Annotated in this window: 12 protein-coding genes and 2 riboswitches; of the genes, 9 read left to right on the top strand and 3 right to left on the bottom strand. The window is 61.6% G+C overall.

Annotated elements, in window-relative coordinates:
- Positions 1-7: 7 nt before the first annotated feature.
- Entirely contained in the window at positions 8-934 is a 927-nt protein-coding gene (locus IB279_RS15950; RefSeq protein ID WP_060581053.1) for a LysR substrate-binding domain-containing protein, read from the bottom strand.
- 63 nt (positions 935-997) lie between these two features.
- Between IB279_RS15950 and IB279_RS15945 the strand changes: the two genes are divergently transcribed.
- The 7 genes from IB279_RS15945 to nrdF all read left to right on the top strand — a co-directional run bounded on the left by IB279_RS15945 (position 998) and on the right by nrdF (position 9,509).
- On the top strand, positions 998-1,378 hold the full coding sequence (locus tag IB279_RS15945) for a hypothetical protein (protein ID WP_162731770.1): 381 nt from the start codon (positions 998-1,000) through the stop codon (positions 1,376-1,378).
- 18 nt (positions 1,379-1,396) lie between these two features.
- Positions 1,397-1,616: riboswitch (cobalamin riboswitch) on the top strand.
- A 99-nt stretch (positions 1,617-1,715) separates the two neighbouring features.
- Positions 1,716-4,070, top strand: coding sequence for a 5-methyltetrahydropteroyltriglutamate--homocysteine S-methyltransferase (metE, locus tag IB279_RS15940; RefSeq protein ID WP_113504698.1), 2,355 nt, complete (start codon positions 1,716-1,718; stop codon positions 4,068-4,070).
- Positions 4,067-4,867 (top strand): acyl-CoA thioesterase, encoded by an 801-nt coding sequence (locus IB279_RS15935; protein ID WP_113187132.1) that lies wholly within the window; start codon positions 4,067-4,069, stop codon positions 4,865-4,867. Before metE ends, IB279_RS15935 begins: the two co-directional genes overlap by 4 nt.
- A gap of 150 nt (positions 4,868-5,017) precedes the next feature.
- Positions 5,018-5,244, top strand: a riboswitch (cobalamin riboswitch).
- 387 nt (positions 5,245-5,631) lie between these two features.
- Positions 5,632-5,853, top strand: coding sequence for a glutaredoxin-like protein NrdH (gene nrdH / locus IB279_RS15930; protein ID WP_034805557.1), 222 nt, complete (start codon positions 5,632-5,634; stop codon positions 5,851-5,853).
- A gap of 12 nt (positions 5,854-5,865) precedes the next feature.
- Positions 5,866-6,282 carry a class Ib ribonucleoside-diphosphate reductase assembly flavoprotein NrdI gene (gene nrdI / locus IB279_RS15925; RefSeq protein ID WP_060644618.1) on the top strand — a complete coding sequence of 139 codons (417 nt, stop codon included), beginning with the start codon at positions 5,866-5,868 and terminating at the stop codon, positions 6,280-6,282.
- Positions 6,252-8,405 (top strand): class 1b ribonucleoside-diphosphate reductase subunit alpha, encoded by a 2,154-nt coding sequence (gene nrdE / locus IB279_RS15920; protein ID WP_060601750.1) that lies wholly within the window; start codon positions 6,252-6,254, stop codon positions 8,403-8,405. The genes nrdI and nrdE overlap by 31 nt, the downstream gene beginning before the upstream one ends.
- Positions 8,406-8,534: 129 nt before the next feature.
- Complete coding sequence (gene nrdF, locus IB279_RS15915) at positions 8,535-9,509, top strand: class 1b ribonucleoside-diphosphate reductase subunit beta (protein WP_113504700.1); 975 nt, start codon at positions 8,535-8,537, stop codon at positions 9,507-9,509.
- 80 nt (positions 9,510-9,589) lie between these two features.
- On the opposite strand, the gene IB279_RS15910 is transcribed toward nrdF, so the two are convergent.
- The gene (locus IB279_RS15910; protein ID WP_060521947.1) at positions 9,590-10,786 is read right to left on the bottom strand and encodes a multidrug effflux MFS transporter; all 1,197 of its coding nucleotides are present in this window, start codon (positions 10,784-10,786) and stop codon (positions 9,590-9,592) included.
- Between the two features lie 189 nt (positions 10,787-10,975).
- On the opposite strand from IB279_RS15910, the gene IB279_RS15905 reads away from it, so the two are divergent.
- The gene (locus IB279_RS15905; protein ID WP_192339343.1) at positions 10,976-11,644 is read left to right on the top strand and encodes a TetR/AcrR family transcriptional regulator; all 669 of its coding nucleotides are present in this window, start codon (positions 10,976-10,978) and stop codon (positions 11,642-11,644) included.
- 30 nt (positions 11,645-11,674) lie between these two features.
- Here the strand turns inward: IB279_RS15905 and IB279_RS15900 are convergent, their stop codons facing one another.
- Entirely contained in the window at positions 11,675-11,959 is a 285-nt protein-coding gene (locus tag IB279_RS15900) for an acylphosphatase (RefSeq protein ID WP_060530400.1), read from the bottom strand.
- A gap of 259 nt (positions 11,960-12,218) precedes the next feature.
- Between IB279_RS15900 and IB279_RS15895 the strand changes: the two genes are divergently transcribed.
- Complete coding sequence (locus IB279_RS15895) at positions 12,219-13,109, top strand: substrate-binding domain-containing protein (RefSeq protein WP_192339342.1); 891 nt, start codon at positions 12,219-12,221, stop codon at positions 13,107-13,109.
- The last annotated feature ends 38 nt before the right edge of the window (positions 13,110-13,147 follow it).

Here is a 13,147-nt window from a genome sequence, read left to right as displayed (position 1 = left end):
TGTGTCTCTACATTGCGCCGCGGTCGGTCCGACGCGACGCCGGACAGGATTGCTCCATCACGGTCGAAAGCATGGCGTTCGACGCATCGGCCTCGGCGACGACCCAGTCGCGAAAGGCCTGGATCTTCTTCTGCCGCCTGGTGCTTTGCGGATAGACGAGCCAATAGGCGCGGCCGTCGCGCACCACATGCTCGAACGGCCGGATGAGCCTGCCGCTCTTCAGTTCATCCATCAGGAAGGTCGAGACGGCAATCGCAATGCCGTGATCCGCAAGGATTGTGGCGACATCCATCGCCTGCACGTCGAAGATCAATTCGGTGCCATTGCTTGCCGGCGGCTCGACGCCGGTTTCGATCATCCACCGCCGCCACCAGCTGGCGTTGCCGAAACGCCGGACTCTCAGAACGTCCGCGGGCTCCTTGAGCTGGTACTTTTCCAGGAAGGATGGCGTGCAGACAGGCACGTAATCGAGCGGAAACAAGGGAAAGACATCGTTGCCCGGCCAGTCGCCGGCGCCGCTGCGCACCGCGAGATCGATGGCGTCACGTTTGAAATCGACCAACTCGGTCGACATGTGCACCCTGATGCTGATGTTGGGATGCGCGGTCTGAAACGACGCGAGGCGCTGACCGAGCCAGCTCGACACGACGGTTGGCAGCACCGAGATGTGCAGGTGATGTTCGGTCTTGTCGGCGATCTCCGAGAAAGCCGCCCCTAAGAGATCGATCGCTTCGGTCACCTTCGGCGCTAGCTGCCGCCCGGCGCCGGTCAATCGCACCTCGCGCGGAAGCCGAACGAACAGCGGCGCGCCGATGCGATCTTCCAACAGCCGGATCTGATAGCTGACGGCCGCCTGCGTCATGCCGAGCTCTTCGGCGGCGCGGGTGAAACTCAGGTGCCTGGCGGCGGCCTCAAAGGCGCGCACCGCACTCATGGGAGGAATCTTGCTCATGGAACTGAGATAAGCATTCTTTATGCCAGCATGCGAGAAATCGCTTTGCGCGAAACGGCAAAAACCCTCACTTTTTTTCGCGAACACACGCCCTTGAAAGAAGTGAGGATAGCAATGCTTAGCGCAGTGCGATCAACGATTTACCATGTCCTGAACTGGGCCGATAAGACCCTCAACCCTCCGGTTGCCATCGACACGTTCAACGAGTTCCAACTCCGGGATATCGGCCTGACGCGAGATCAAGAGCATATCCGCGCGCGCGTTGGCGACGCGGCGGATCCGTGGCAGTGGCCGGAGGAGGACGCTTCGACCAAACCGCAACCGTCCCGTGAGCGGAAAGCAATGGAAAGACCTCGTCCTGCCATTGTCTCGCCGCGGGCGGCGGCGGGAGAGAATAAAGACATAAGCATTTCTTTATGCGATTGACGAAGAGCTCGGGACAGGGCATTGTCGCCCCATCGTGGTTCTTCGCCCGCCTTTGGAGGGACGGAGCTAAGAGGGAATTCGGTGCGGCGCCAGACAAGCGCCCATGCCGGAGCTGCCCCCGCAACTGTAAGCGGAGAGCGGCCGTTCGAAGATGTCACTGAGGGAGACGCCTCGGGAAGACGGAACGGTCCGTGACGACCCGCAAGCCAGGAGACCTGCCGCGATGAACAACGTCCACGGGCGGGGTGTCCGATGAGGCGCGTTGAGGACGCGGGATCGCTCTCGCGCCGCGGCTGCGTCGCATTCAAGCCTTGCCCATAACCTTCGGGGTAAGGAAATGACCATCAAGACTGCCAATCTCGGTTTCCCGCGCATCGGCCGCCGTCGCGAATTGAAATTCGCGCTCGAACGCTATTGGGCCGGAAAGGCCAGCCGCGGCGAACTTCTCGATACCGGAGCCAAGCTCCGCGCTGAAAACTGGGCCGCGCAGAAAACGCGCGGCATCGACATCATCCCCTCCAATGACTTCTCCTTCTACGACCACGTGCTCGATACCGCCGTGCTTGTCGGCGCAATCCCGCCGGCCTATGGCTGGACGGGCGGCCCGGTCGATCTCGACACCTATTTTGCCATGGCGCGCGGCTCGGCCGGAACGCCCTGCGCCGCCGGCTGCACCCATTCGGGAAGCAGCAGCGGCACTCCCGCGCTCGAAATGACAAAGTGGTTCGACACCAACTATCACTACATGGTGCCCGAGTTCGACAGGGATCAGCGCTTCGAGCTCACCCACAATCGGCCGCTGGAAGCCTTCCAGGAAGCTCAGGCCCTCGGCTATCGCACACGCCCGGTGCTCATCGGCCCGGTGACACTGCTGAAGCTCGGCAAATCGAAGGGCGGCGACTTCGATCCGGTCGATCTGATCGAACGGCTCCTGCCCGTTTACGTGAGGGTCCTGGCGGAGCTTGCTGACGCCGGCGCCGATTGGGTCCAGATCGACGAGCCTTGCCTGGCGCTCGATCTCGCGGACAAGGATCGTCGCGCTCTCGACCTCGCCTATCGCACGTTCGACACCGACGTGCCCGGACTCAAGATCATGCTGGCGACCTATTTCGGCTCGATCGGCGACAACACGGCAACGGCGTTGGCGCTGCCGGTCGATGGACTGCATGTCGATCTCGTGCGCGCGCCGCAGCAGATCGACACGCTCATCCAATCGGCTCCGGCGGACCGGGTCCTATCGCTCGGGGTCATCGACGGCCGCAACATCTGGCGGACCGATCTGGCCGGCCTGTTCCGCCGGCTGCAGCCTCTGACTTCGGCCCACGGCCGCGACCGCATCGAACTCGCACCTTCATGCTCACTCCTGCACGTGCCTATCGATCTCGAGCTGGAGCGTGCGCTTGATCCGGAACTTTCCTCCTGGCTCGCCTTCGGTACGCAGAAACTCGACGAACTCAGCCTGCTTGCCAGCGCCTTCGAGCCGGGGCTTGCCATTTCCGAGCACGTTTTCGCCGCCTCGATCGCGTCCGCCCAGGCGAGGCTCACCTCACTCAGGATCCATGATCCTTTGGTCGCCGGGCGCTTGAAAGCGCTGACGGATGCGGACAGCAAGCGGCAGTCCCCGTTCGCGGGTCGCCGGGCACTGCAGGCGAAGAAGCTGTCATTGCCGCTCTTCCCGACAACGACGATCGGATCCTTCCCACAGACATCGGAGGTTCGGCAGGCCCGTTCACTGCATGCGAAGGGCGAACTCAGCTATGTCGACTACACCGCCTATCTTCGCCGAGAGACCGAACTGGCGGTGCGCTGGCAGGAAGAGGTCGGCATCGACGTACTCGTTCACGGCGAGTTCGAGCGCAACGACATGGTGCAATATTTTGGCGAGCAGCTCTCGGGCTACGCCTTCACCCAGAGCGGCTGGGTGCAGAGCTACGGATCGCGCTGCGTGCGTCCGCCTGTTATCTTCGGCGACGTTTCGCGACCAAACCCGATGACGGTCGAGTGGGCGACCTTCGCGCAGTCGCTGACCGATCGCCCGGTCAAGGGCATGCTGACGGGTCCGGTCACCATGCTGCTATGGTCCTTCGTTCGTGACGACCTGCCACGTTCCGTGGTGTGCCGGCAGATCGCGCTAGCACTGCGCGATGAAGTGTCGGATCTCGAGGCGGCCGGCATCGCCATCATCCAGATCGACGAACCGGCACTGCGCGAAGGCCTGCCGCTGCGTAATGCCGATCGCAAGCCCTATCTCGACTGGGCGGTGGAGTGCTTCCGTCTCAGTGCAGCCGGGGTGGGCGATGCGACCCAAATCCACACCCATATGTGCTACTCCGAGTTCAACGACATCATGGCCGCAATCGCGGCGATGGACGCCGACGTCATGTCGATCGAGACGTCGCGATCGAAAATGGAACTGCTCGGCGCCTTCGCCGACAAGGCCTATCCGAACGAGATCGGCCCGGGCGTCTACGACATCCATTCGCCGCGAGTGCCCAGCGTCGAGGAAATGGTGCATCTCATCGAAAAAGCGACCGAGGGCCTCACGCCGGACCAGATCTGGGTCAATCCCGATTGCGGACTGAAGACCAGGCGCTGGGAAGAGACGCGGCCGGCGCTCGTCAACATGGTCGCCGCCGCCCGCTCGCTTCGAGCGGCTTTTGCCGCCGATACGCGCGAAGCCGTCAAAGCATGACGGGGCAGCACGAAGTCACGACGGCGCCGGGGGAAACCCCGGCGCCACAAACCCTGATCGACATCGTTTTTCCAGGCGATACCAATCACCATGGCACGCTCTTTGGTGGCGCCGCCCTCGCGTCGATGGACCGGATCGCTTTCATCGTCGCCACCCGTCACGGGCGCGTTCCCTTCGTCACCGCATCCTGCGACCGCATCGATTTTCGTGCGCCTGCGCGCATCGGTCAGATCGTCTGCTTCAGCGGCCGTCCGGTTCGTGTCGGGCGCCGCTCGATGGTGGTCGAGGTCGAGATGATCGCGGAAGATATCGCCACCGGCAGCCGCGCCCTTTGCAGCAGGGGCACCTTCACCATGGTCGCGATGCCCCGTGCCGATGAAACGGATTGGATGCTGCCGCCGCTCGATGTGGCAACGGACACGCCCGAAGAGGCGGGCACCCTACGCATGGTCGACATCGTCTTTCCCGGCCAGGCCAACAGCTTTGGCGCCATATGCGCTGGCAACGCCCTCGCGCATATGACGAAGGCCGCATTCGTCGTCGCGACGCGCCGGAGCCGCCGGGCGACCGTCCTTGCCTCCTGCACCGGTATGGACTTCAAGCACCGGATCATGATCGGTTCGATCATCGAACCCATCGCCCGCATTGTGCGGACGGGTCGCAGTTCAGCCACCGTCGAGGTCGAACTCTGGTCGGAAGAGCTCCTCACCGGTCTGCGACAGCGGACTGTTACCGGAACGTTCGCTATGGTCGCCGTCGACGAGGACAACCGGCCCGTGGCCGCTTTCGCTGCTTGATGGAATGGGGCGTCCGCACCAGGGGCGCCCTATCCACAACCTTGGTGCCAACCGGCTGTTTACTCCCCGTTATCCACACTGCAAAAGAAACCACCCTCCTACCCCCGCCTTCCACATACGGAACCTATTGACGCAGATTTGCGATGAACTACTATATCTAGTGTTCGAGGTTCTTCCGATTCGCAAGGATTGGGAGCTAAGACGGGAATACGGTGCGCCGGCGGGTTTCCGCTGAGGCTATGCCGTAGCTGCCCCCGCAACTGTAGACGGCGAGCGACTGTCCGGATTTGGACCACTGAGGCATGAGGCCTCGGGAAGGTCGGGATGGAAGCTTTGACCCGTAAGCCAGGAGACCTGCCTCGATCACCAAACGTCCACGGGCGGGGTGTCCGGAGGGGTTGAGTGCGTGGCAGGATGAGCCTGCCCGATCGTCTCGACGTCTCCCCGGCAGCCCGTCGAAAGCTTCGGGGTGAAGTCATGCCAGTTTCTTCCAGTTCAGATCCACCTTCTGCGGACGGGTGCGCATTGTTGCGCGCCTGATCGAAAGGCCGCGCCTTGAAAACCCGCATCCGCGGAATTCCTGAGCGCCCGACCAAAACGAGCCGGCCCGGTTGCGTAACCGACCTTGGGCCAGCTTGACGACGTCAACTCCGGTCGAGTCGACCGGGGAGCGATGTTTCGTGTCCAATCGCCAACACCACGGTTCGCGTTCGCGCGATCCGACGACTTTTTGCGCCCATTTGCCAGACCCTCACGAGGAACCCATGTCGATCACCGTCTACAGCAAACCAGCCTGCGTCCAATGCACCGCCACAACCCGTGCGCTCGACCGCCAAGGCATCGATTATCGCATCGTCGATATCTCCGAGGATTCCGATGCATTCGCGCTGGTGCAGGGTCTTGGCTATCGGCAGGTCCCGGTCGTCGTCGCCGGCGAGCGGCATTGGGCGGGTTTCCGCCCGGACATGATCAGCGCGCTTTCCTGAAGGACGCGGGCGATGGGCCTGATCGTCTATTTTTCCAGTCGCTCGGAAAACACCCATCGCTTCGTCGAAAAGCTCGGCCTTCGCGCCGCCCGCATACCGCTCAGGGAAAGTATGGACGCACTTACGGTCGCAGAGCCCTATGTGCTGATCGTGCCGACCTATTGCGGCGACGATGGCCGCGGGGCGGTGCCGAAGCAGGTCATCCGCTTCTTGAACGACGCGGGCAACCGCTCTCACATCCGCGGCGTGATCGCAGCGGGCAACAGCAATTTCGGCGCGACCTACGGGATCGCCGGCGACGTGATTTCGGCCAAGTGCCGGGTACCCTATCTCTACCGGTTCGAGCTGCTCGGGACCGACGAGGACGTCGCCAATGTCAAAAACGGGATGGAACGATTTTGGACGTCACGACACTCGAACGCCCCTTGAAGGCGACGGAAGCAGCGCTCGACTATCATGCGCTGAACGCAATGCTGAACCTCTATGACGAAGAGGGACGGATCCAGCTCGACAAGGACCGGCAGGCGGCGAAACAGTACTTCCTCCAGCACGTCAACCAGAACACGGTGTTCTTCCATAACCTCCGGGAAAAACTCGATTATCTGGTGACCGAGGGCTATTACGAGCAGGAAGTGCTGGACCAGTATTCCTTCAACTTCGTGCGCGATCTCTACGATCATGCCTATTCAAAGAAGTTCCGCTTTCCGACCTTCCTCGGGGCGTTCAAATACTACACGTCCTATACGCTGAAGACCTTCGACGGAAAGCGCTACCTGGAACGCTACGAAGACCGTGTCTGCATGGTGGCGATGGCCTTGGCGCGCGGCAACGAGGGGCTTGCCCGCGATCTCGTCGACGAGATCATCTCCGGCCGCTTCCAGCCGGCAACGCCGACTTTCCTCAACGCCGGCAAGAAGAGCCGCGGCGAGCTCGTCTCCTGCTTTCTGCTCCGGATCGAGGACAACATGGAGAGTATCGGCCGCGCCATCAATTCGGCGCTGCAGCTTTCCAAGCGCGGTGGCGGCGTGGCGCTGTCGCTCACCAACATCCGCGAGATGGGCGCGCCGATCAAGCAGATCGAGAACCAGTCATCCGGCGTCATCCCGGTCATGAAGCTGCTCGAAGACAGTTTCTCTTACGCCAACCAACTCGGCGCGCGCCAGGGAGCCGGTGCTGTCTACCTGCACGCCCACCACCCCGACATCATGCGCTTCCTCGATACCAAGCGCGAAAACGCCGACGAGAAGATCCGCATCAAGACGCTGTCGCTCGGCGTCGTCATCCCCGACATCACCTTCGAGCTCGCCCGCAACAATGAGGACATGTATCTGTTCTCACCCTATGACGTGGAGCAGGTCTATGGCGTGCCCCTCACCGAGATTTCGGTGACCGAGAAGTACCGCGAGATGGTCGAGGATGCCCGCATCCGCAAGCGCAAGATCAAGGCGCGCGACTTCTTCCAGATCATCGCCGAGATCCAGTTCGAGAGCGGTTATCCCTACATCATGTTCGAGGACACGGTGAACCGGGCAAACCCGATCGCCGGGCGCATCACCATGAGCAATCTCTGCTCGGAAATCCTGCAGGTGAGCGAAGCGAGCGCGTTCAACGACGACCTCTCCTACAAGCACATGGGCAAGGACATCTCCTGCAACCTCGGTTCGCTGAACATTGCGGCTGCGATGGACAGCCCGGATTTCGGCCAGACGATCGAGACCTCGATCCGCGCCCTCACCGCCGTCTCCGAAATGAGCCACATCTCGTCCGTGCCCTCGATCGAAAAGGGCAACGACGACAGCCACGCGATCGGCCTCGGGCAGATGAACCTGCACGGCTATCTCGCCCGCGAGCGCATCTACTACGGCTCCGAGGAAGGCATCGATTTCACCAACATCTATTTCTACACGGTGACCTATCACGCCATCCGCGCGTCGAACCGGCTGGCGGTCGAGAAGGGCAAGAACTTCGCCGGCTTCGAAAACTCGAAATACGCGTCGGGTGATTATTTCGACAAATACACCGAAGCCGAATGGCTGCCGGCGACCGAAAAGGTGAAGGGCCTGTTCGAGGAAGCCGGCATCTCGATCCCGACTCAGGAAGACTGGCTGGAGTTGAAACGGGCGGTGATAGCTGGCGGCCTTTACAACCAGAACCTCCAGGCCGTGCCGCCGACCGGTTCGATCTCCTACATCAACCACTCCACTTCCTCGATCCACCCGATCGTCTCGAAGATCGAGATCCGCAAGGAAGGCAAGATCGGCCGCGTCTACTATCCGGCCGCCTTCATGACCAACGACAATCTCGAATATTACCAGGACGCCTACGAGATCGGGCCGGAGAAGATCATCGACACCTATGCGGCCGCCACCCAGCACGTCGACCAGGGCCTGTCGCTGACCCTGTTCTTCCGCGACACGGCAACGACCCGCGACATCAACCGTGCTCAGATCCATGCCTGGAAGAAGGGCATCAAGACCATCTACTACATCCGCCTTCGGCAGATGGCGCTCGAGGGTACGCAGGTCCAGGGCTGCGTTTCCTGCGCGCTGTAACCTCGCATTCCAGTAACGGCCCCTCACCCTAGCCCTCTCCCCGCAAGAGGAGAGAAGGTGCCGGCAGGCGGATGAGGGGCACCCCCTCACCGCGCGATGAGGCATACACGATCACAAAGGTTCAACGACATGAACATGCACACCAAACCCGCAAGCCGCATCCGCGCCATCAACTGGAACCGCATCGAAGACGACAAGGATCTGGAGGTCTGGAACCGTCTGACCGGCAATTTCTGGCTGCCGGAGAAGGTGCCGCTTTCCAACGACATTCCCTCCTGGGCAACGCTGAAGCCGGAGGAGCAGACACTCACCATCCGCGTCTTCACCGGCCTCACCTTGCTCGACACGATCCAGAACGGCGTCGGCGCCGTCCGACTGATGGAAGATGCGGCCACCCCACATGAGGAGGCGGTGCTTTCCAACATCTCCTTCATGGAGGCGGTGCATGCCCGCTCCTATTCCTCGATCTTCTCGACGCTCTGCCTGACACCCGATGTCGATGACGCCTATCGCTGGTCGGAAGAGAACGAGTTCCTGCAGAAGAAGTCCGCGCTGATCATGGCGGAGTATGCCTCCGGCGATCCCCTGAAGAAGAAGGTCGCGAGCGTCTTTCTCGAAAGCTTCCTGTTCTATTCCGGCTTCTATCTGCCGATGTACTGGTCGAGCCGCGCCAAGCTCACCAACACCGCCGACATGATCCGGCTGATCATTCGCGACGAGGCGGTGCACGGCTATTACATCGGCTACAAGTTCCAGCGCGCGCTGGAGCGCTTGAGCGAGGAACGCCGCCAGGAGATCAAGGTTTTCGCCTTCGACTTGCTGCTCGAACTCTACGACAACGAAGCGAAATACACCGAGGCGCTCTATGACGACGTCGGCCTGACCGAAGACGTGAAGAAGTTCCTGCACTACAACGCCAACAAGGCGCTGATGAACCTCGGCTACGAGGCGCTGTTTCCGGCGGAAGCCTGCAAGGTCAACCCGGCCATTCTCTCGGCGCTTTCGCCGAATGCCGACGAGAACCACGACTTCTTTTCCGGTTCCGGTTCGTCCTACGTTATCGGCAAGGCTGTGGCGACCGAGGACGAGGACTGGAATTTTTAAGGACGGTCCATTCGGTCATACCTGACAACAAAAGGCCGGCGAGGACGCCCTCGCCGGCCTTTGTTCAGCAATAGCAGCGCCTACTCTGCCGCGACCACCCGGCTGCGGCCGATCGTTGCTTGCGTCAGCAGGAAGGCGGCAAGGGCGCAAGCGGCGATCGCGCCGGCCATCGGTAGGGCCGTTCCGTCGAAGAAGATAGTCGCAACCACCATGGCGACGGCGGCGGTGACAAAGTGCAGCGTACCCATCAGTGCCGAGGCCGTGCCGGCGATCTCGCCGTGGTCTTCAAGCGCCAGCACCGCCGAGGTCGGGATAACCAGGCCGAGCACGCCATAGCCGACGAAGAGGAACGCGGCCATGACAGGCAACTGGTTGAAGCCGAGGCTCATGACGATGAACATCGTGACCATGGTCAGCGCGAAGGCGCCGACGGCAAGATGCATGACCCGCACCAGGCCGAAGCGCTCGCCGAGCCAGCCGGTCGCCTGCGACACAGCGAAGAACGACACGGCATTGATCGAAAAGGCGATGCTGTACTCAGTCGGCGTCAGCCCATAATGGTCGATCAGCACGAAGGGCGAATTGGCGAGATAGACCAGGAACCCGGAAATGCCGAGGCCGCCGATGAAGGTGAGCGTCAGGAAATTGCGGTCGGAGAGAAGCAGGCGATAGGCGGCAAGCGCACTTGCGATACTGCTGTCGGCGCGATCCTTCTTCGGCCGGGTTTCCTGCAATTGCGTCGAGAGCAGGATCAGGCCGATGAAGGCGGCGATCGTCACCGCATAGAACACGCCGCGCCAACCGTAGAAGCCGATGACGGCGCTGCCGGCAAGCGGCGCCAGGATCGGCGAAATGCTGAAGACCAGCATCAGCATCGACATCAGCCGCGCAGCCTGGACGCCCGTGTGCATGTCGCGCACCACGGCGCGCGGAATGACCATGCCGGCGGCACCGCCGATCCCTTGCAGGAAGCGGAAGGCGATCAGGGTTTCGATGTCGGTTGAAAGCGCGCAGCCGATGCTGGCGACGGTGAAGAGGCCGATGCCGAGATAGAGCGGAGCCTTGCGGCCCCAAATATCGGAGAGGGGGCCATAGACAAGCTGCGAGATGGCAAAGGAGATGAAGAACGCCAGCAGGCTGAACTGCACCACGCCGTTTTCGGCCGTCAGGTCCTTGCCGATCGACGGCAAGGCCGGCAGATACATGTCGATTGCAAAGGGGCCGATCGCCGAGATCAGGCCGAGCACGATCGCCGTGCGGAGGAAGGACGTTGTCATGGCAATGAACTTTCAGAAATCGCGGCGCCGAAATCGCTGCCGCCCGGATTGAAACTCAAAGACATCGTCGTGCCAGGATCGAACGTTGGGGATACGCATCCTGCGCTGACTATTCCGTCCATTAATTTGGACATACGTGTCAAATTAGACAGCATTGTCTAAATCGTCAATGGCGCCTATCTTCGGTCCATGAAGAAATTTGATTTGGCCTCGGCTGACGCTCGCCCCCAGAAAGGGCAATTCGCGAAACGCCTCTCGATCCTGGAGGCCGCGGCCGATGTTTTCTGTCGGGAAGGCTTTTCCGGCGCCAGCATCGACGAGATCGCCGTCGCGGCGGGTGTCTCGCGTCAGACCATCTACAATCACTACCGCGAGAAAGAGACGCTGTTCATGGCGGTGATCCAGGACATCATGGATCGCGTGAACGGCGTGCTTTTCTCCATTCTCGCGACCTTTCCCGAAAACGCCGACAACCTCGAGGAAGACCTGGCCGAATTTGCCGTGCGCCTCAACAAGAACTGCAATTGCAACCAGGACGCCAAGTTCATCCAGAAGCTGATCTCGACCGAGGGCAACCGCTATCCGCATCTCTTCCAGTTCTGGCGGGAGCAGGGACCCGGCAAGACCGATCGGGCGCTGGCGGCGCTGTTTGCGCGCCTTGCCCACATCGCACCGCTCGACATCGACGATTTCGACCTCGCGGCGCGCCAGTTCATCGCACTGATCAAGGCCGACCTGCAGATGGGTGGGCTCTTCGGTGAAACGCCGAGCGAAGCAGAGCTGGAGATCAGCGCCCGCAGGGCGGTAAAGACGTTTCTGCGCGCCTATGGCCGGCCGTCAGCGGTTTCGGCAGGCTAACGCCACCCGGCGCCAAAAACCAATCCCGGCCTATTTGGTGATGCGAAAGTCACCGATGTGCCCGGGCGGCTCGACAAATTCGGCAACCACCTTTGAAACCCATGCCGCCGGCGGCCCGTCATGCAGGCGCTCGAGCATGAGGGTGACAGCGTCCTCCGGGCCGCTGATCAAGGCGGCTACCGACCCGTCCGCCTCGTTTCGAACCCATCCCACCAGACCGAGCTTGCGCGCCTCGTCACGCGTCCAGACCCTGAAGCTGACGCCTTGCACCCGCCCGAGAATGCGGACCAACGCCGTCTTGCCGGTCTCAGCCATGGCTCGTCTCCTTTGCCGTTTGTCATAAAATCTGGCGCAAGGCTGCGGAAAGACAAGCCACCCGCAAAAGGACTGAAAGGACGACCGCTGCAACCTAAAAATTTCCACACTGCGCTCCAAATATTTTGTTCGTGTATTTTTAAAAGTTGACGCGCGAAAACTTTTATGATTTTTACGGCCTCACCAAGACGGCGGTGGGAGGGCCTCGCCAGCTTGGCTGAGACACAAGAAGGCCCGCGCCGTTTCCAGGGAGGAAACCATGAACATGTCCCGCATTCTGAAATCTCTCGTCGCCGGCACGGCGCTGTCGCTCCTTGCCTCCTCGGCTCTTGCCGACGGCATCGGCGCGTCGCTTCTGACCCAGCAGCACCCGTTCTACATCGAGCTCGCCGACGCGATGAAAGCCGAAGCTGAAGCCAAGAACGTCAAGCTCGAGGTCTCGATCGCCAACCAGGATCTGAACAAGCAGCTCGCCGATGTCGAAGACTTCATCGTCAAGGGCGTCGACGTCATCGTCATCTCGCCGGTCGACAGCCAGGGCGTGCGCGCTGCGATCGAAAAGGCCGAGAAGGCCGGCATCAAGGTGATCACTGTCGACGTTCCGGCCAATGGCGCGACCGTCACCTCGCATATCGGCACCGACAACTTCACCGGCGGCGTCAAGGCCGGCGAGCTGATGGCCAAGGTTCTCGACAACAAGGGCAAGGTCGCCGTCATCGACTATCCGACGGTCCAGTCGGTGGTAAACCGTGTCAACGGCTTCAAGGAAGCGATCGCCAAGCATCCGGACATGGAAATCGTCGCGATCCAGACCGGCATCACCCGCGCCGAAGCATTGGCCGCCGCCCAGAACATGCTGCAGGCCAATCCTGATATCACCGGCATCTTCGGCTTCGGCGACGATGCCGCCCTTGCCGCTGCCGTTGCGGTCAAGGCTGCGGGTCTCGAATCCCAGGTCAAGGTCATCGGCTTTGACGGCATGAAGGAAGCGCGCGACGCCGTCGACACGAACCCTGTCATGGTCGGCGTCATCCAACAGTTCCCGGACCAGATGGGCAAGCAGGCGGTCGACACCGCCGTCAAGGTTGCCGCCGGCGAGACCGTGCCGGCCGAACAGCCGATCGTCCCCGGCGTCTACACCGCGAAGTAAGTCCTCCCAGGACAGCCGCCGCCTCACCTCAGGGGCGG

Origin of the sequence: Ensifer sp. ENS06 (assembly GCF_014852205.1) — a bacterium.
In the GTDB taxonomy this organism is placed as follows: domain Bacteria; phylum Pseudomonadota; class Alphaproteobacteria; order Rhizobiales; family Rhizobiaceae; genus Ensifer; species Ensifer adhaerens.
Note: the sequence above shows the minus strand (reverse complement) of the source record. Positions and strands in the feature narration are given on the sequence as shown.

Coding starts and splice junctions, on each gene's coding strand:
- IB279_RS15950 (WP_060581053.1), bottom strand. CDS start 934: ATGAGTGCGGTGCGCGCCTTTGAGGCCGCCGCCAGGCACCTGAGTTTC.
- metE (WP_113504698.1), top strand. CDS start 1,716: ATGACCATCAAGACTGCCAATCTCGGTTTCCCGCGCATCGGCCGCCGT.
- IB279_RS15935 (WP_113187132.1), top strand. CDS start 4,067: ATGACGGGGCAGCACGAAGTCACGACGGCGCCGGGGGAAACCCCGGCG.
- nrdH (WP_034805557.1), top strand. CDS start 5,632: ATGTCGATCACCGTCTACAGCAAACCAGCCTGCGTCCAATGCACCGCC.
- nrdI (WP_060644618.1), top strand. CDS start 5,866: ATGGGCCTGATCGTCTATTTTTCCAGTCGCTCGGAAAACACCCATCGC.
- nrdF (WP_113504700.1), top strand. CDS start 8,535: ATGAACATGCACACCAAACCCGCAAGCCGCATCCGCGCCATCAACTGG.
- IB279_RS15910 (WP_060521947.1), bottom strand. CDS start 10,786: ATGACAACGTCCTTCCTCCGCACGGCGATCGTGCTCGGCCTGATCTCG.
- IB279_RS15905 (WP_192339343.1), top strand. CDS start 10,976: ATGAAGAAATTTGATTTGGCCTCGGCTGACGCTCGCCCCCAGAAAGGG.
- IB279_RS15900 (WP_060530400.1), bottom strand. CDS start 11,959: ATGGCTGAGACCGGCAAGACGGCGTTGGTCCGCATTCTCGGGCGGGTG.
- IB279_RS15895 (WP_192339342.1), top strand. CDS start 12,219: ATGAACATGTCCCGCATTCTGAAATCTCTCGTCGCCGGCACGGCGCTG.